The organism is Stenotrophomonas pavanii (genome assembly GCF_900101175.1).
Lineage (GTDB): Bacteria > Pseudomonadota > Gammaproteobacteria > Xanthomonadales > Xanthomonadaceae > Stenotrophomonas > Stenotrophomonas pavanii.
This window is the reverse complement of the sequence record NZ_FNFQ01000016.1, coordinates 71240-87846: the sequence shown is the minus strand read 5'-3', so window position 1 is coordinate 87846 and position 16607 is coordinate 71240. Positions and strand designations below refer to the sequence as shown.

At 67.4% G+C, this 16607-nt stretch carries 17 protein-coding genes; 6 read left to right on the top strand and 11 right to left on the bottom strand.

Annotated elements, in window-relative coordinates; all coding sequences use genetic code 11:
• Both BLS66_RS20260 and BLS66_RS20255 read left to right on the top strand, forming a co-directional pair.
• Positions 1–327 (top strand): transposase (locus BLS66_RS20260; RefSeq protein WP_143025197.1); only part of this gene is annotated, 327 nt, incomplete at its 5' end.
• A gap of 125 nt (positions 328–452) precedes the next feature.
• The gene (locus tag BLS66_RS20255; protein ID WP_074726642.1) at positions 453–1592 is read left to right on the top strand and encodes a hypothetical protein; all 1140 of its coding nucleotides are present in this window, start codon (positions 453–455) and stop codon (positions 1590–1592) included.
• Positions 1593–1623: 31 nt separating this feature from the next.
• Here the strand turns inward: BLS66_RS20255 and BLS66_RS20250 are convergent, their stop codons facing one another.
• Both BLS66_RS20250 and BLS66_RS20245 read right to left on the bottom strand, forming a co-directional pair.
• Positions 1624–2679 (bottom strand): PDDEXK nuclease domain-containing protein, encoded by a 1056-nt coding sequence (locus BLS66_RS20250; RefSeq protein ID WP_074726641.1) that lies wholly within the window; start codon positions 2677–2679, stop codon positions 1624–1626.
• Between the two features lie 376 nt (positions 2680–3055).
• Entirely contained in the window at positions 3056–3550 is a 495-nt protein-coding gene (locus BLS66_RS20245) for a MarR family winged helix-turn-helix transcriptional regulator (protein WP_053461595.1), read from the bottom strand.
• A gap of 129 nt (positions 3551–3679) precedes the next feature.
• Between BLS66_RS20245 and hppD the strand changes: the two genes are divergently transcribed.
• Both hppD and hmgA read left to right on the top strand, forming a co-directional pair.
• Complete coding sequence (gene hppD, locus BLS66_RS20240; RefSeq protein WP_208596533.1) at positions 3680–4792, top strand: 4-hydroxyphenylpyruvate dioxygenase; 1113 nt, start codon at positions 3680–3682, stop codon at positions 4790–4792.
• A gap of 85 nt (positions 4793–4877) precedes the next feature.
• A complete protein-coding gene (hmgA, locus tag BLS66_RS20235) occupies positions 4878–6176 on the top strand; it encodes a homogentisate 1,2-dioxygenase (protein WP_049468044.1) in 1299 nt (432 codons plus the stop codon).
• An 85-nt stretch (positions 6177–6261) separates the two neighbouring features.
• Here the strand turns inward: hmgA and BLS66_RS20815 are convergent, their stop codons facing one another.
• Complete coding sequence (locus BLS66_RS20815; RefSeq protein WP_074726640.1) at positions 6262–6816, bottom strand: hypothetical protein; 555 nt, start codon at positions 6814–6816, stop codon at positions 6262–6264.
• A 125-nt stretch (positions 6817–6941) separates the two neighbouring features.
• Here BLS66_RS20815 and BLS66_RS20225 point away from each other — a divergent pair, with 125 nt between their 5' ends.
• Positions 6942–7598 (top strand): hypothetical protein, encoded by a 657-nt coding sequence (locus tag BLS66_RS20225; RefSeq protein ID WP_074726639.1) that lies wholly within the window; start codon positions 6942–6944, stop codon positions 7596–7598.
• Positions 7599–7671: 73 nt separating this feature from the next.
• Positions 7672–8631 carry a sodium:calcium antiporter gene (locus BLS66_RS20220; protein ID WP_049468038.1) on the top strand — a complete coding sequence of 320 codons (960 nt, stop codon included), beginning with the start codon at positions 7672–7674 and terminating at the stop codon, positions 8629–8631.
• A gap of 74 nt (positions 8632–8705) precedes the next feature.
• On the opposite strand, the gene BLS66_RS20215 is transcribed toward BLS66_RS20220, so the two are convergent.
• From BLS66_RS20215 to BLS66_RS20180, 8 genes are all read right to left on the bottom strand, one after another.
• Positions 8706–9095 carry a Na+/H+ antiporter subunit G gene (locus BLS66_RS20215; protein WP_049468036.1) on the bottom strand — a complete coding sequence of 130 codons (390 nt, stop codon included), beginning with the start codon at positions 9093–9095 and terminating at the stop codon, positions 8706–8708.
• Complete coding sequence (locus BLS66_RS20210) at positions 9092–9376, bottom strand: K+/H+ antiporter subunit F (protein ID WP_005411334.1); 285 nt, start codon at positions 9374–9376, stop codon at positions 9092–9094. Before BLS66_RS20210 ends, BLS66_RS20215 begins: the two co-directional genes overlap by 4 nt.
• Complete coding sequence (locus tag BLS66_RS20205) at positions 9373–9879, bottom strand: Na+/H+ antiporter subunit E (protein WP_049468035.1); 507 nt, start codon at positions 9877–9879, stop codon at positions 9373–9375. The genes BLS66_RS20210 and BLS66_RS20205 overlap by 4 nt, the downstream gene beginning before the upstream one ends.
• Entirely contained in the window at positions 9876–11411 is a 1536-nt protein-coding gene (locus tag BLS66_RS20200; protein WP_049468033.1) for a monovalent cation/H+ antiporter subunit D, read from the bottom strand. Before BLS66_RS20200 ends, BLS66_RS20205 begins: the two co-directional genes overlap by 4 nt.
• Positions 11408–11800 carry a Na+/H+ antiporter subunit C gene (locus BLS66_RS20195; protein ID WP_049468031.1) on the bottom strand — a complete coding sequence of 131 codons (393 nt, stop codon included), beginning with the start codon at positions 11798–11800 and terminating at the stop codon, positions 11408–11410. The genes BLS66_RS20200 and BLS66_RS20195 overlap by 4 nt, the downstream gene beginning before the upstream one ends.
• On the bottom strand, positions 11800–14628 hold the full coding sequence (locus BLS66_RS20190) for a monovalent cation/H+ antiporter subunit A (RefSeq protein ID WP_074726638.1): 2829 nt from the start codon (positions 14626–14628) through the stop codon (positions 11800–11802). Before BLS66_RS20190 ends, BLS66_RS20195 begins: the two co-directional genes overlap by 1 nt.
• A gap of 332 nt (positions 14629–14960) precedes the next feature.
• Positions 14961–15446, bottom strand: a complete 486-nt coding sequence (locus BLS66_RS20185) for an Mpo1 family 2-hydroxy fatty acid dioxygenase (RefSeq protein ID WP_049468026.1) — start codon at positions 15444–15446, stop codon at positions 14961–14963.
• 220 nt (positions 15447–15666) lie between these two features.
• Complete coding sequence (locus tag BLS66_RS20180; protein ID WP_049468023.1) at positions 15667–16593, bottom strand: phosphoribosylaminoimidazolesuccinocarboxamide synthase; 927 nt, start codon at positions 16591–16593, stop codon at positions 15667–15669.
• Positions 16594–16607: the final 14 nt, after the last annotated feature.

Here is a 16607-nt window from a genome sequence, read left to right as displayed (position 1 = left end):
AGCACATTGGCCTGCGAGTTGCCCGAACTGGGCAGCTTGGGAAGCAAAGCCATAGCGTCGCTGGTGGGGCTGGCCCCGATGAACCGCGAAAGTGGCACCTGGCAGGGCCAACGGCGGATCAGTGGTGGGCGCGCGGTGGTACGCGAAGCCCTTTACATGGCGGCCCTGACGGCCATCCGGTACGAGCCAAGACTGCGCGCGTTTTACGCTGGTCTGAAGGCCAAGGGCAAAGCGAGCAAGGTGGCGCTCGTGGCGGTCATGCGCAAAATGCTGGTGATCCTAAACGCCCGTAAGCGGGACGCCGAGGTGGCCCTCGGCTGCCCCTGACAAGACAGTTGCTACTGCGCGCCCCGTCACACTCTCTGAATCCGTGTCTCAACTTCACCGTGAGCACGCCGTTACCGGCAAGGACCTCAGTCGACGCCCCGTCGACGCAACCTTCCGGAACGCCCATGCACAGCGACCACGCCGAACGACTGCCCGAACCTGCCAGCGACCTGGCCGAGGCTGGGGCAGGCGAGGGCGTGACCCTGCCCCAGCAGGAGGCGCTTCTAGATGATGCCGGTACCGGAGAGGACAGCGTCGACCTGGCACCGCCACGCCACCGCCTGCCGCAGATCGCGCTGCCCGACAACGTGGTGCTGAAGGGGGCGGTGCAGAAGCTGGTCGAGCAGAAGGCGCGCCTTGATGCGCTGGCCGCCGAAGGCCAGCTGGCCGGGCTGCTGCCGCCCGAATGGCAAGGCCATGGCGCGCGCGCGATCGAGCTGTCCGCCTTCATCCAGGGCGTGCTGCCCTTCCTGCAGACCGGCGAGCGTGGCGAGACCGCCCCCGCGCGACTGCCGGTGCGCCACGTACTGGGCGATGACAGCCGCTGGGGCCTGGAAGATGTTGCCGAACCCAAGTCGCTGGCGTGGTACCTGGCCAGTGACGAGCGCGCCACGGCCGGCAGCAAGGACGTCGCCGAGGCGTATCTGGTGGGCGCATTGGGCCTGGCGTGGATGCAGGAAGGCCGCAGCCGCCCCGGCTTCCTGCGCGCGATGGGCCAGGACAGCCTGGCAGCGCGGGTGACCATGCTCGGCTACCCGCCGGCCAACGAACTGGCGCTGTACAGCGTCATTGCGCACGGCCAGCCGCAGATCTGGTGCGTGCACGCGCGCCGCCGCATGCGTCCGCTGGTGGCACCGTGGTTGAGCGTGCCGTTGCTCACCGCCTACGGCGTGCCGGCGCCGGTGGCGTGGCCGTCCAGCTTCCCGCCGGTGGAGGCGGTGGCCGAGCTGCTGGCGACCGCCCGCCTGGGCCGCGCGCTGCCGGAGGTGGACCTGGCCAAGGCGGTGGCGAAGATCGCCGAGGACGCCGCCTCCGACGCCTGGCAGCCGGTCAGCCTGCTGCAGCTCAACACCTGGTCGCCGCGCTGGCACTTCTTCCTGGGTACCTTCGTCGGCCTGCCTTCGTTGCTGCTGGTGGCGGCGGCGCTGGCGCTGCCGGGGGCGGTCGAAGCAGCCACGGTGGCCGCTTCGCTGGGCTTCGCCGGTGGTGCCATCGCAGCGCTCGCGGTGCCGTGGATCCATGCCCGCCGCAAGCACCTGAGCTGAAGCATGAACGCCATCCGCGCGTGGCGTGGATCTACGGGAGGCCGGGCGCCGCGGTCTGCAGCTGTTGCCGCGCCCGCTCCATGGCAGTCTGCAATCTTCGCTTCAGGACCTCACGGGAGGGCAGCGTGGTCAGGTACTCCGCAACATGGATGCCTGAGCGATCCAGCTCCAACAGTTCAATCTGGCCCGCCTTCTTCCCTGTACAGAGGATGATGCCCAACGGCGCCTGCTCGCCATCCTCACGTTCGTAGCGGTCCAGCCAGCGCAGATAGAGTTCCATTTGTCCCTTGTAGGCCGGCTTGAACTCGCCGATCTTCAACTCGATGGCAATGAGTCTTCGCAGGCGCCGGTTGTAGAACAGCAGGTCCAGGTGGAAGTCATCGCCGTCGATCTGGATGCGCTTCTGGCGGGCGACGAAACTGAAGCCGGTACCAAGTTCAAGCAGGAAGCCCTGCATCTCGCGAAGGATCGCGGTTTCAAGGTCCTGCTCGTCCCAGCTGTCCTTGAGGCCAAGAAAGTCCAGTACGTAGGGATCACGCAGTACCAGCCCTGGAGACAGCTGCTGGTTGCCGCGCAGTGCCGCCAACTCTTCGGCGATGGTCTGCTCTGGCTGGCTGGAGAGTGCCGTGCGCTCATACAGCATCGAATCGATGCGCTGGCGCAGCGTGCGTACACTCCAGCCCTCGGTGGCGGCCATCTGGGCATAGAAATCGCGCTTGAGTGGATCCGCCAGTGGAATCAGCGCGATGAAATGGGTCCAGCTCAATTGTCGTATCAGCGATACGACAATCCGCTCGTCTGCAAATGCGATGGAGAACTGCACCATCCGGCGCAGGCTCTTCTCACCGAAGGACGTGCCGAACTCGGCAGACAGCACCTTGGCGATCCGGGTGAAGAGAGCCTCGCCGTAACGCGCACGCTGCCCTGCCATCTGGTCAACATGGATGCGACGACCGATTCGCCAGTACAGCAGCGTCAACTCGGCGTTGATGGACCTGTGCATCCTGCTGCGCGCTGCGCAGATCAGCTCTCTGAGATCGGCCAGCAATTCCTGGCCATGCGGCGACGTTGAACGCGAGTCATCCATGAGGGGGCCGTTCGATGTGGATGGCCGGGCTGATGCCCGTTGAACGCGTACCGTCCGGCCGCACGCACCGACAGTCCAATAAGAGAACTCATTGGATCAGCCCGTTTCGATACACCAGCTTCGCGGAAACGGGTCGTATCGTGCCAATGCGGAAATGCCGACGGGCGAGGGCGACACTTCATGACGGATTCCGCCGGAAGTGAATGCGTGCAATGTCATCGCTTGTGGTCGGCCCACAGCCCGTACAAGAGCGGGTCCCGGCAGATCAAAGGGGGGCGGACGACAATCGCCCAGCTACTGTTCCGCTGCCGGCCAGGGTCGGCACCCGCGCCCTGGTGCCCAAAGCGACTTAATCCCCTCCGTCCCCTTTTTTCTTTCAGACCCCTTGGCCCATCCGCTCCAGGCCTTCGCCGGCCAGGCGCAGGATCAGCTTCTCCAGCACCTGCTCTTCCTCCTCGCTCAGCACCGACATCAGCTTGCGGGTGATCTCGATCACCATCGGGGCGATGGTCTCGTAGACCTCGAAGCCGGCCGCCGACAGCGCCAGCACCGAGCGGCGGCGGTCGTCGCCGTGGGTCTCGCGCTTGATGAAGCCGCGCTCCAGCAGGCGGGCCACGGCGCGGCTGACCGCCACCTTGTCCATTGCCGTGCGGTCGGAGACCTCGCTGGCCGAGGAACCCGGGTACAGCGCCAGGATGGTGATGACCCGCCATTCGGGAATCGCCAGACCGTAACGATCGCCGTATAGCTTGGCGATGTTGCCGCTGACCCGGTTGGACAGCACGCTCAGCCGGTAGGGCAGGAACTGTTCCAGGTCGAGCAGGACGTGCGAGGCACGCAGGCGGGTCGAGGCGGGATCGGCGGGGCTCATGTTGCGGTGCACCTTGCTGGTGGTTTCAAGTGTAACTATAAGGGGTGGGTCCAGACCCTGCATTCTCGCCGGGTCCCAACCTGCCCGCACCTGGTTTGTACCGATGCGGTACCGATTCGGAGCCACGCCATGAATACCGCAGTCCCGACCGCCTCGCATCCCAACCCCGGCATGCAGGTCACCACCTTCGAGAACCCGATGGGCATCGACGGTTTCGAGTTCGTCGAATTCGCCGCCCCCGCCGGCCGAGGCCAGGAGCTGCACGCGTACTTCCGGAAGATGGGCTTCAACGCGGTGCTCAAGCACAAGCAGCGTCCGATTACCGTCTATCGCCAGGGCGACGTCAACTTCCTGGTCAATGAAGACCCCGATTCGTTCGCCGCCGACTTCGCCGAAAAGCACGGCCCCTGTGCCTGTGGCTTCGCCATCCGCTTCAAGAAGCCGGGCCAGGAGGTCTACCAGACCGCACTGGGCAACGGCGCCGAAGCCATCGCCTTCAAGCCGGACAGCAAGGCGGTCAGCGCACCGGTCATCAAGGGCATCGGCGACTGCATGCTGTACCTGGTCGACCGCTATGGCGCGGCCGGCAGCATCTACGACGGCGACTACGAGCCGATCGCCGGTGCCGACCTGCACCCGTTCGGCTTCGGCCTGACCTTCATCGACCACCTGACCCACAACCTGTATTTCGGCAACATGCAGCAGTGGTCGGACTACTACGAGCGCCTGTTCAACTTCCGCGAGATCCGCTACTTCGACATCAAGGGCCTGAAGACCGGCCTGGTGTCCAAGGCGATGACCGCGCCGGACGGCATCGTGCGCATCCCGCTGAACGAATCGTCCGACCCGAAGAGCCAGATCAACGAGTACCTGGACGCATACAAGGGCGAGGGCATCCAGCACATCGCCTGCTTCACCGAGAACATCTACGAGACCGTCGAAGCGATGCGCGCGCAGGGCGTGGATTTCCTCGACACGCCGGAAACCTACTTCGATGTGATCGACCAGCGCGTGCCGAACCACGGTGAAGACGTGGCGCGCCTGGCCAAGAACAAGATCCTGATCGATGCCGATCCGGAAACCCACCAGCGCAAGCTGCTGCAGATCTTCACCCAGAACTGCATCGGCCCGATCTTCTTCGAGATCATCCAGCGCAAGGGCAACGAAGGCTTCGGCGAAGGCAACTTCACCGCGCTGTTCGAGAGCATCGAGCGCGACCAGATCCGCCGCGGCGTGCTGTAAGGTCTGCGGGCACTGCCGGCTTCCCGCCGGCATTGCCTGTCCGAATGGTAGTGCCGGCCGCTGGCCGGCCATTTCTGGAGCCCCCATGTCCCCCGCCATCACCGCCCGTGGCTACCAGTCCGGTTTCGGCAACGAGTTCGCCACCGAGGCCATCGCCGGCGCGCTGCCGGTCGGGCAGAACTCACCGCAGAAGGTGGCCCACGGCCTGTACGCCGAGCAGCTGACCGGCACCGCCTTCACCGCGCCGCGCGGAAGCAACCGCCGCAGCTGGCTGTACCGGATCCGTCCGGCGGTAACCCATGGCGAGTTCACCCCGTTCGCGCAGTCGCAACTGCAGTGCGATTTCGGCGCACAGCCGGCTTCGCCGAACCAGCTGCGCTGGAGCCCGCTGCCGCTGCCGGAACTGCCGACCGACTTCGTCGAGGGGCTGTACACCATGGGCGGCAACGGCTCGCCCGACGCGCATGCCGGTGTAGGCATCCATCTCTACGCTGCCAACCGCGACATGGTCGGCCGTTACTTCTACAACGCCGATGGCGAGATGCTGATCGTGCCGCAGCTGGGCGCGCTGCGCCTGCTGACCGAGCTGGGCGTGATCGAGATCGAGCCGCAGCAGATCGCGGTGATCCCGCGCGGCGTGCGCTTCCGCGTTGAACTGCCCGATGGGCCGAGCCGCGGCTACCTCTGCGAGAACTACGGTGCACTGCTGAAGCTGCCCGACCTTGGCCCGATCGGTTCCAATGGCCTGGCCAACCCGCGCGACTTCGAAACCCCGCACGCGGCGTTCGAGGATGTGGATGGCGATTTCGAGCTGATCGCCAAGTTCGAGGGCCGCCTGTGGCGTGCGCCGATCGACCATTCACCACTGGACGTGGTGGCCTGGCACGGCAATTACGCGCCGTACCGCTACGACCTGCGCCGCTTCAACACCATTGGCTCGATCAGCTACGACCACCCGGATCCGTCGATCTTCCTGGTGCTGCATTCGCCCAGCGACACGCCGGGAACCAGCAACATGGACTTTGCGATCTTCCCGCCGCGCTGGCTGGTGGCGCAGAACACGTTCCGCCCGCCGTGGTTCCACCGCAACATCGCCAGCGAGTTCATGGGCCTGGTGCACGGTGCCTACGATGCCAAGGCCGAAGGCTTCGTGCCGGGCGGGGCATCGCTGCACAACTGCATGAGCGGCCACGGCCCGGACGCACCGACCTTCGACAAGGCGTCCAATGCGGATCTGTCGAAGGCCGATGTGATCAAGGACACCATGGCCTTCATGTTCGAAACCCGCGCGGTGATCCGCCCGACCGCACAGGCGCTGGCCGCCGGCCACCGCCAGGGCGATTACCAGCAGTGCTGGAACGGCCTGCGCAACAACTTCCGCTGACCCGAAAAAAGGGGACGGAGGGGATTAAGCCGCAATCAGCACACGTGTGCCTGAAACGACTTAATCCCCTCCGTCCCCTTTTTCTTCAGGCGACCTCGGCGAACGCGTCGCAATGCTCCAGCGGCAGCGCTTCCAGCAGGCGTTGCCGCACGCGCTGGCAATAGCCTTCCGAGGCCAGCCCGGGCAGCGTCCGCATCGCAGACTGCAGTACCTGCAGGACATCGCTCTCGGCCCGGGCCTGTTGCAGTTCGCGGAACAGGGCCGCTGCCTGTGGGTGGCGCTGCATCTCCAGGATCCCCAGCACGTAGATGCGCGCGGCCACCAGTGAGCGGCGGCGTTCGCTGCCGGTTGCGGGTGCAGCCGGTGCCGCAGCCGGTGCCGCAGCCGGCGTGGCGGGCGCCGGTGCTGCCGTGGCTGCGGGTGGCGGCGGTGTGGTTGTGGCGGCGGTTCCGGTGCTCAGGTAACCGGCCTGCACCAGCTGGATGACCATGGCCGCCGCGTCCTGGCCAATCAGGCCGGTCAGGTCGGCCAGGGTGCGCTGGCCGTCGCACAGGATCAACAACCGGCGCTGGCGCATGTCCAGCGGCGCGCGATGGGCCTGCAGCGCGGTTCGGGCGAGATCGGTCTTGCGCGGTTGCATGGAAGGGACAGCCAAGTCGGTGCACGCCGAGCCTGAACGAAGGCGATGAAACGGCGATGACAATGCAGCGCCTGCACGCGCGCTGCGCTAGCGTGCAGCTACCTTCGTGCCAGGGAACCGCACCGATGAAGCACCTCCCGATTGCTGGTCTGTTGCTCCTTTCGCTTGCCGCCTGCAGTGGTGGCCCCGACAAGCAGGGCGCCGCCGGCAGCGGCAGCGACACCCCGGCAGAAACCGCCTCGGCGACCGGGCCGGCCCAGTCGACCGATCCCGACCTGGCGGCCCGCCCGGCGAACGACCTCCGCAAGGACAGCCCGGCGCGCCTGGATGGCTTCGGCGGCGCCGCGCTGGGCGCCGGCATCGCTGAGGTCCGCAGCGGCTTCGGCACGCCGCTGCAGGGACTGGGCACCGACGCCAGTGGCAAGCCCTTGCCGGCCGACGACGGCAACGACGGCTGCTACTTCCTGCGTCCGCAGGGCGCCGAAGACCCTCGCCTGATGATCGAGGCACGCAAGCTGGTGCGCTACGACGTGCGCAGTGCGGCGATCATCGCTCCGGGCGGCGGCAAGGTCGGCATGACCCTGGGCGAGCTGCAGGTGCTGTACCCTGAGCGCGCGGACGTCGGTCCTGACAAGTACGACGAGAAAGCGCAGCACCTGCGCGTGCGGCCGGCGCAGGAGGGCGGGGCGGTCATCGACTTCGCACTCGACGCTGATGGGCGGGTCAGTGCCTGGCGCGTCGGCAAGACCCCGCAGGTCGATTACGCCGAAGGCTGTGGCTGATCCTTGATCCACCGCCCAGCCATGCGCTCGGGCCACGCGTAGAATCGCGCCACCACTGCTGGGGGAGTGCTCGATGATCGCCATTGCCATTGCCTGGTTCCTGCTTGGCCTGCTGCTGCTGGCCCTGGGCGGGGACTCCATCGTCAAGGCCGTGTCCGGCCTGGCCCAGCGTTTCGGGGCCAGCCCGTTCACCGCCGGATTGCTGCTGCTCGGGGTGGCCACCTCGTTGCCGGAACTGGCGGTCAACGCACGCGCGCTGGCGGTGGGCCAGCCAGAGCTGGCGCTGGGCAATGCGGTCGGCAGCAGCATCGTCAACCTGGGCCTGACCCTGGCCGTGGCCGCCATCGCCGCGCCCCTGCTGCTGCGCGCGCGCCTGCAGACCGTGCTGTGGTGGTCGCTGCTGGTGGCCGGCGTGCTGCTGGTCCTGTTCGGGCTGGATGGCCGCCTGGTGCGCTGGGAGGGCGGCGTGCTGGTGGCGGGCTTCATCGTCATGCAGGTGCTGCTGCTGCGCCGCGGCCGCAGCGAGAGCGAGGAGGTGCAGGCCGCCATCGCCGAGTCCGCCCTGAGCCGCACCAGCCTGCCGTTGAACGTGCTGCGGGTGCTGATCGCTGCGCTGACCCTCTACTGGGGCGCACGACTGGTGGTGGGGGCCGCCGCCGATTTCGCGGTCGCACTGGGCTGGACGCCGCTGCTGGTCGGCCTGCTGCCGGTGGCGATCGGCACCGCGCTGCCGGAAGTGGCCGCGGCGATCGCCGCCGCCCGTCGCGGCCACGGCGACATGGTGCTCGGCCACGTGCTGGGCTCCAGCGTGGTCAACCTGCTGCTGGTGGTCGGCGCGATGGCGCTGTTGCAGCCGTTGGCGTTGCCGGCCTCGTTCGTGCGCCTGGAACTTCCGGCGCTGCTGGCCTTCGCGCTGGTGCTGTACCCGATGCTGCGCGGCGACCTGAAGATCAGCCGCAGCGAAGGCGGCATCCTGCTGGCCGCATTCGTCGGCTGGTTCGTGCTGGAACTGCTGCTGGTAGGCGCGGCATGAGGTAGTGCCGGCCGCTGGCCGGCAACCTCATCGCCTCTGACGGATCCCTTGCCACTGCCGGCCAGCGGCCGGCACTACCGGTTCTGCGGGGTGTCTTCTTCCCGCGCCGGTTCCGGCGGCGGCAGCTGCTCTTCGGCGGCACGCTCGTTGCCGGGCAGGCTGGGGCGGGTCTCCATCAGCAGCGACAGCGCGGCCTTGGCCATCATGTGCGCGCTGATCGGTGCGGTGATGAACAGGAACACGGTAATCAGCAGTTCGCGCGGTTGCGGGTCCTGGCCGAGGAAGATGTGGTAGCACACCGAGCACACCAGCACGCAGCCCACGCCCAGCGTGCTGGCCTTGGTCGGCGCGTGCAGGCGCTTGAAGAAGGTGGACAGCTTCACCAGGCCCAATGCGCCGACCAGGATGAAGAAGCAGCCGAACAGCAGCAGGATCGACAGGCCGATCTGGATCGCGGTGATCATTCGACGATGTCCCGGCGCAGCACGAACTTGCTCAGCACCACGGTGCTGCCGAAGCCGAGCATGGCGATGATCAGGGCCGCCTCGAAATAGATCGGCGAGTTGAGGTACATGCCGAACAGCATCAGCTCGGCGATCGCGGTCACCGACAAGGTGTCCAGGGCGAGAATGCGGTCGGGCACGGTCGGCCCGCGCAGCAGGCGCCAGGTGGCCAGCAGCATGGCCAGGCCGACCACGTGCATGCACACCACCAGGGTGGTCTGGATGACTTCAAAACCGGTCATGGGAAGATCTCCATCAACGGCGCCTCGTAACGGCGCTTGATCGTATCGATCAGGTCCTGGGGGTCCTCCAGGTGCAGCACGTGCACCAGCAGGAACCTGCGGTCGTCGCTGAGCGCGGCCGAGACCGTGCCCGGGGTCAGGGTGATCATGCTGGTCAGCGCGGCGATGCCATGGATGTTGGCGATGTCCAGCGGCAGCCAGATGAAACCCGGGTGGATGTTCTTTTCCGGGCCCAGCACCTGCAGGGCGACGCGGATGTTGGACATCAGGATGTCCCACAGGGTCACGCACACCAGCTTGGGCAGCGGCCGCAGCGTACCGATGCGCGCGAACTCGCGGTCCAGGCGCGCGGCGAACAGCGGCACCACCACGCCCAGCAGCAGCCCCAGCACGATCTGGCCGAGGGTGAAGCTGTCGGACATCAGCAGCCAGAACGCCACCACCATGATGCTGAGCATCGGCGAGGGGATCAGGCGGCGGAACAGGGAGCGCTGGGCAGTCATGGCTGGCGGATCTCCGGCGTGGTCGCGCGCAGCTGCTGCACGTACTCGCTGGGTTGCAGCAGCTGTGCGGCGGTGGCGTCGGTGTAGCGCATCAACGGTGCAGCGGCCAGCGTCATCCCGATGCCGTAGGCCAGCAACAGGCAGGCGGCGTAGAGCTCCACCCGACGCAGGGGAGCCTTGCGCGGCTTCGGTGCCTCCGGGTCGACCGGCGGCACGCGCCAGAACAGGCGGATGCCGCCGCGGGTCAGGCCCATGATCACCAGCAGGCTGCTGACCAGCACGGCGGTCCAGACCGGCCCGGTGTACTGCGCCGGCATGCCGGCCAGCAGCGCGGCCTTGGCCAGGAAGCCGGACAGCGGCGGCAGGCCGGCCACCGACACTGCCCCGATCAGGAACAGCACCGCTGGGGTTTCCTTGCCCGGCATCGGTGCCACTACTTCCTTGCGGTCGCTGGCACCGCCGCGACGACGGCGGATCAGGTCGGCGATCAGGAACAGCGCGGCGGCGACGAAGCTGCTGTGCGGCAGGTAGTACAGACCCGCCGAGAGAACCTGCGGCGTGCCCACCGAGAAGGCGATGAACAGCGTGGCCGCCGACACGATCACCAGGTACGAGATCAGGACGCGCAGGCGGGTCGCGGCCAGTGCACCCAGGCCACCGAGCACCAGCGTCGCCACGCCGGCCCACAGCAGCCAGTCGCGGCCATAGCCGGCCATCGCGCCTGCGTCATCGCCGAACCACAGCATCTGGATGCGCAGCACCGAGTACAGGCCGACCTTGGTCATGATCGCAAACAGCGCGGCGACCGCCGCCGGCGCGCGCGAATAGGCTTCCGGCAGCCACAGGTAGAGCGGCATCAGTGCGGCCTTGGCGCAGAACACCAGCAGCAACAGGCCCATCGTCGCCTTCACCAGCGTCAGCTGTGCCGGCGGTACCTGCGCGATGCGCTGCGACAGCTCGGCCATGTTCAGCGAACCCAGGGTGGCGTACAGCAGGCCCAGCGCGATCAGGAACAGGGTCGAGGCGGTGACGTTGAACACCACGTAGTGCAGGCCGATGCGCATGCGCAGACCACGACCGCCGCTGAGCAGCAGGCCGTAGGAGGCGATCAGCATCACCTCGAAGAACACGAACAGGTTGAAGATGTCGCCGGTCAGGAACGCCCCGTTGAGGCCGACCAGTTGGAACTGGAACAACGCGTGGAAGTGCGGGGCGCGGCGGTCCCAGCCGGAACAGGCATGCAGCAGGCAGGGGATGGCCAGCAGCAGGGTGGTCAGCAGCATCCACGCCGACAGCCGGTCGGCCACCAGTGCGATGCCCAGCCGCGACGGCCAGTCGCCGAGCAGGTAGACGTTGATCTCGCCGCCGGCGGTGGTGGCAAACAGCAGGCCCACCGCCAGCGCCAGCGCCGACAGCGCGGTCCAGGCCACCGCGCGCTGCACCCGGGGGCCATAGCGGCGGTGTTCGACGAACAGCGACAGTGCGGCACCCAGCAGCGGAATCAGGATCGGCAGGATCACCAGATGGTTCATGCGCGGTCCTCGCCCTGGCGCGGCGGCGCGCGTTCATCCTGCAGGTCGTCGTCCGGCTCGTGGGCGTCCACATGGTCGCTGTGGTTGTCGCTGCGGCTGCGCATGGCCAGCACGATGCTCACCGCGGTCATCGCGAAGGCGATCACGATCGCGGTCAGCACCAGCGCCTGCGGCAGCGGGTCGGTGTAGTTGCCGAGGTGGCTGTCCACGCCTTCCTGCAGCACCGGCGCCTTGCCCAGCACCACCCGGCCACCGGCGAAGATCAGCAGGTTGGTCGCATAGGACAGGAAGGTCATGCCGAGGATCACATCGAAGCTGCGCGCACGCAGCAGCAGGTAGATGCCGATGGCGGTCAGCACGCCGATCGCGGTGGCCAGGGCCAGTTCCATCAGTGCATCTCCCCGGTGCGTGCCGAACGGCGTTGCAGGTCGATCTCGCCCTTGCGGGCAGTGCGGGTACGCGACGGCTTGATCGTGCCCATCATCGACAGCATCAGCATGGCGCCGCCGAACACCACCAGGTAGACGCCGATGTCAAAACCAATCGCGCTGGCCAGCGGCACCTCGCCGATCAGCGGCAGGTGCAGGTCGAGATGGCCGCTGGTCAGGAACGGCACGCCGAACAGCATCGAGGCGCTGCCGCTGAGCAGGGCGATCAGCAGGCCCATGCCGATGCAACGGATGTAGTCGAAGCCGAAGCGCGACTCCACCGACGCGGTGCCCTGGATCACATACTGGATCAGCAGCGGCACCGCCAGCACCAGGCCGGCGATGAAGCCACCGCCCGGTGCGTTGTGGCCGCGCAGGAACAGGAAGATCGACACGGTCAGGGTCAGCGGGAACATGATCTGGGCCAGGTCGGCCGGCACCGGCAGCTTGATCGGCGGGCCGGGCATGATCTGCTCCGGTGCCATCCGCGTACGCCGCAGCAGCGCATGCACCACCAGCGCGGCGATGCCGAACACGGTGATCTCGCCGAAGGTATCGAAGCCGCGGAAGTCCACCAGGATCACGTTGACCACGTTCTGGCCGTAGGCCTCGGGCAGCGCCCGGGCGAGCAGCTCGCCGGCCATGGTGTTCGGCGGCAGGGTCATCGCGGAGTAGGCCAGCGCGCCAAGCCCGGCACCGGCGATGATCGCGATCACCGCATCGCGGCGCTTGCGCCAGCGCGGCCGCTCCGGCCCGGACTGCGCCGGCAGGTAGTTCATGCCCAGCAGCATCAGCACCAGCGTCACCATCTCCACCAGCAGCTGGGTCAGGGCCAGGTCGGGCGCGGACAGGAACACGAAGGTCAGCGCCACCATCAGGCCGACGCCGCCGACCAGCAGCACTGCCAGCAGGCGCTGCTTGTAGATGCGCAGGGTAGCCACCGCGCAGGCCATCATCACCAGCCACAGCGCCCAGCCCAGCAGCGGGATCGGCTGTGGCCTGGTCCAGTCCGGCGAGGCGGGGTTGGCCACGAACGGCGCGGCGGCGGCCACGATCGCCACCAGCACCAGGCACAGCAGCATGCGCTGCAGGCTGCCGTTGGCGATGCCGTTGGTCAGCCGCATGGCCAGTGCGGAGATCGCGTCCAGCTGCGCATGGAACACATTGCGGCCAGTGCTGACGTTGGTCACGGCGTGCAGGTTGATCAGCTTGCGCAGGCCGAAGTACAGGGCCACGCCGCCGACCACGCCGATCGCACTCATCGCCAGCGGCAGGTTGAAGCCGTGCCATACCGCCAGGCTGTACTCGGGCATGGCGTCGCCGAGGATCGAGGCCGCAGCGGCGTGCAGCACCGGCGCTACGGTCAGTGCCGGTGCCACGCCCACCGCGATGCAGATCACCACCAGCAGTTCCACCGGCACCTTCATCCAGCGCGGCGGTTCGTGGGGCACGCGGTCCAGGTCGTGCGGGCCGGGGCCGAAGAAGGTGTCGTGCACGAAGCGCAGGCTGTACGCCACCCCGAATACGCCAGCCAGCAACGCAGCGATCGACACCGCCGTGCGCATGATTCCCGGGCCCCCGGCCGTGATCGCTTCGGCGAACAGCATTTCCTTTGACAGGAAGCCATTGAGCAGGGGGATGCCAGCCATCGCCAGCGAGGCGATGATCGCCAGCGCGCTGGTGAACGGCATCAGCCTGCGCAGCCCGCCCAGCTTGCGCATGTCGCGGGTGCCGGTCTCGTGGTCGATGATGCCGGCGGCCATGAACAGCGAGGCCTTGAAGGTGGCGTGGTTGAGGATATGGAACACGCCGGCCACCACCGCCATCGGCGTGGACAGGCCGAACAGCAGGGTGATCAGGCCCAGGTGCGAGATCGTCGAATAGGCCAGCAGGCCCTTCAGGTCGTGCTGGAAGATCGCGTTCCAGGCACCGATCAGCAGCGTGAGCGCGCCGATGCCGCTGACCGTGTAGAAGAACAGGTCGCTGCCGGCCAGCACCGGGTGCAGGCGCGCCAGCAGGAAGACGCCGGCCTTCACCATGGTGGCCGAGTGCAGGTAGGCCGAGACCGGTGTCGGCGCGGCCATCGCGTGCGGCAGCCAGAAGTGGAACGGGAACTGCGCGCTCTTGGTGAAGATACCGGCCAGTACCAGGAACAGCGCGTACGGGTACAGCGCGCTGGCGCGGATCTGCTCGCCGGCGGCCAGCACCACGTCCAGGTCGAAGCTGCCGACGATGCGGCCGATCAGCAGTACGCCACCGAGCAGCGCAAGGCCGCCGCCGCCGGTGATCACCAGCGCCATGCGCGCGCCTTCGCGCGCGTCCTGACGGTGCGACCAGAAGCCGATCAGCAGGAACGAGCTGATGCTGGTCATTTCCCAGAAGATCATCAGCAGCAGCAGGTTGCCCGACAGCACCATGCCCAGCATGGCACCCATGAACAGCAGCAGGTAGCAGTAGAAGCGGTGCGCGTTGTCCTGCTGGCTCAGGTAGTAGCGTGCGTACAGCACCACCAGCGCGCCGATACCCAGCACCAGCCCGGCGAACATCCAGGCCAACCCGTCCAGGCGCAGCGTGAAGTCCAGGCCGATCTGCGGCAGCCACGGCACCAGCGTGCGGACCACCTGGCCGTCGAGCACCGACGGGGTCAGCCAGCCGAGGATGGCCAGCCCGCCCAACGGCGCCAGTGCCGCCAGCCAGGCAGCAGTGGAGCGCGAACTACGGGGGAAGGCCGCAACGGCCGCTGCCATCAGGAATGGCAGGGCCAGCAGCAGGGGCAGGCTGGGGAGCATGCAGGGAATCCATGATTCACGAGCAGGTCAGGGAGGATAACAGGCTGCGAAATGTCGCCGAAACCCATCGAACGGCGATCAACTGCATGTAACGTCCGCTGATTCATTTTTTCGCGGCGCAGCATCGCGTTCCTGTTGCTCCTCCCCGCTTGCCCTCGGGGGACACCTTACGCCCACGCAGGGAGACCGCAGGCCCTGTCGCACAGGGGCTGCCGCCAACGGGCGAGAGGTGGGGAGCGAGTCACTGCCGCAGGCTGGCAGGGCCGCCGTGTAGCGTGGGTGACGGAATCCGCCCGTTCAGGAAACGACGGCCACTGTCGGCCACCGCAAGGTCAGTAGCGCCAGTCGAGCTTGCGGTAGAGCTTGGCCATCACCCAGGCCGGGCCGATCAGCAGGTAGGTCAGGTCGGTCAGGAAGCTGGGCTTACGGCCCTCGAACTTGTGGCCGATGAACTGCGCGATCCAGGCCACCACGAACACCCCTACCGCCAGCCAGCGCAGCCCCTGCAGGCCGATCTCGGCCTCCAGCAGGCGGCACAGGCAGCCGAACACGAAGAACTGGATGAGCATGCCGATGCCCAGCGGGCGCGACAGCTTGTTGTAGAAGCACCAGGCACTGAACATCGCCAACGCCGACCAGATGCCGTACTGGAACCAGGTGATCAGCGGTGGCAGGCACCACAGCAGGGCCACCACCGACCACAGGATCGCCGGCACCGCCACCACGTGGATGCGCTGGTTGATCACATTGCGGTGGTCGTCGGAGTAGCTGGCGAAATAGCGGTCGATCGGCCGCGCAAGCTGGGTGGATGTCTGCATGCTGCGTCGCTTCCTCGGACAACGGTAGTGCCGGCCGCCGGCCGGCACTCCAGAGCATAGCCGAGTTCGCGAGGTTGCCGGCCAGCGGCCGGCACTACCCCGGGCAACCGGCAGTAGAGCCCGGCCACGCCTGGCTGCAGGCATACCGAAGTTGCCGGCCAGCGGCCGGCACTACCGCGTTCAGAACGCCCCCCGCCTTTCCGGCCGGGGGCGCAGGGGATCAGTCGACGCTGATCCCGGCCAGGCGCTGCAGCGCTTCGGCGTACTTGGCGCGGGTGCGCTCGATGATCTCGGCCGGGATGGTCGGGCCCGGGGCGGTCTTGCCCCAGTCCAGCGTCTCCAGGTAATCGCGCACGAACTGCTTGTCGTAGCTCGGCGGGCTGGTGCCCACTTCGTACTCGTCGGCCGGCCAGTAACGCGAGGAATCCGGCGTCAGCATCTCGTCCATGATGTACAGGCGGCCATCGGCGTCGGTACCGAACTCGAACTTGGTGTCGGCCAGGAGGATGCCGCGTTCGCGGGCGTAATCGGCGGCGAACTTGTAGATGCGCAGGGTGGCGTCGCGCACGCGCTCGGCCAGTTCCGCACCGACCTGCTTCACCATCGCATCGAAATCGATGTTCTCGTCGTGGTCGCCGACGGCGGCCTTGGTCGACGGGGTGAAGATCGGCTCGGGCAGCTGCTCGGCCTGGCGCAGGCCATCGGGCAGGTCGATGCCGCTGACCTTGCCGGTGCGCTGGTAGTCCTTCCAGCCGCTGCCGATCAGGTAGCCGCGCGCGATCGCTTCCACCGGCACCGGCTTCAGCTTGCGGGTGACCACCGCGCGCCGGGCGTACAGGGCCGGGTCCACGCCCTCGGGCAGCACGCTGGCCACGTCGATGCCGGTCAGGTGGTTGGGCATCAGGTGGGCGGTCTTGGCGAACCAGAAGTTGGAGACCTGGCAGAGCATCTCGCCCTTGCCCGGGATCGGGTCGGGCAGCACGACATCGAACGCAGACAGGCGATCGGTGGCCACCATCAGCAGGTAATCGCCCGGCGGGGTTCCGGCTGGCAGCCGCTCGCGCGGGATATCGAACACATCACGCACCTTGCCGCGATGGCGCAAGGGCAGGCCGGGGAGATCGGATTGCAACAGCGTGGTTGGCACGGGCACTCCTGGGG

Excerpts from the sequence above, each read along its gene's own strand:
- BLS66_RS20255 (WP_074726642.1), top strand. The coding sequence starts at position 453 with ATGCACAGCGACCACGCCGAACGACTGCCCGAACCTGCCAGCGACCTG.
- BLS66_RS20215 (WP_049468036.1), bottom strand. The coding sequence starts at position 9,095 with ATGATCACCGCGATCCAGATCGGCCTGTCGATCCTGCTGCTGTTCGGC.
- BLS66_RS20210 (WP_005411334.1), bottom strand. The coding sequence starts at position 9,376 with ATGACCGGTTTTGAAGTCATCCAGACCACCCTGGTGGTGTGCATGCAC.
- BLS66_RS20250 (WP_074726641.1), bottom strand. The coding sequence starts at position 2,679 with ATGGATGACTCGCGTTCAACGTCGCCGCATGGCCAGGAATTGCTGGCC.
- BLS66_RS20245 (WP_053461595.1), bottom strand. The coding sequence starts at position 3,550 with ATGAGCCCCGCCGATCCCGCCTCGACCCGCCTGCGTGCCTCGCACGTC.
- BLS66_RS20200 (WP_049468033.1), bottom strand. The coding sequence starts at position 11,411 with ATGAACCATCTGGTGATCCTGCCGATCCTGATTCCGCTGCTGGGTGCC.
- BLS66_RS20195 (WP_049468031.1), bottom strand. The coding sequence starts at position 11,800 with ATGGAACTGGCCCTGGCCACCGCGATCGGCGTGCTGACCGCCATCGGC.
- BLS66_RS20185 (WP_049468026.1), bottom strand. The coding sequence starts at position 15,446 with ATGCAGACATCCACCCAGCTTGCGCGGCCGATCGACCGCTATTTCGCC.
- hmgA (WP_049468044.1), top strand. The coding sequence starts at position 4,878 with ATGTCCCCCGCCATCACCGCCCGTGGCTACCAGTCCGGTTTCGGCAAC.
- BLS66_RS20220 (WP_049468038.1), top strand. The coding sequence starts at position 7,672 with ATGATCGCCATTGCCATTGCCTGGTTCCTGCTTGGCCTGCTGCTGCTG.
- BLS66_RS20190 (WP_074726638.1), bottom strand. The coding sequence starts at position 14,628 with ATGCTCCCCAGCCTGCCCCTGCTGCTGGCCCTGCCATTCCTGATGGCA.
- BLS66_RS20225 (WP_074726639.1), top strand. The coding sequence starts at position 6,942 with ATGAAGCACCTCCCGATTGCTGGTCTGTTGCTCCTTTCGCTTGCCGCC.
- BLS66_RS20205 (WP_049468035.1), bottom strand. The coding sequence starts at position 9,879 with ATGACTGCCCAGCGCTCCCTGTTCCGCCGCCTGATCCCCTCGCCGATG.
- hppD (WP_208596533.1), top strand. The coding sequence starts at position 3,680 with ATGAATACCGCAGTCCCGACCGCCTCGCATCCCAACCCCGGCATGCAG.
- BLS66_RS20815 (WP_074726640.1), bottom strand. The coding sequence starts at position 6,816 with ATGCAACCGCGCAAGACCGATCTCGCCCGAACCGCGCTGCAGGCCCAT.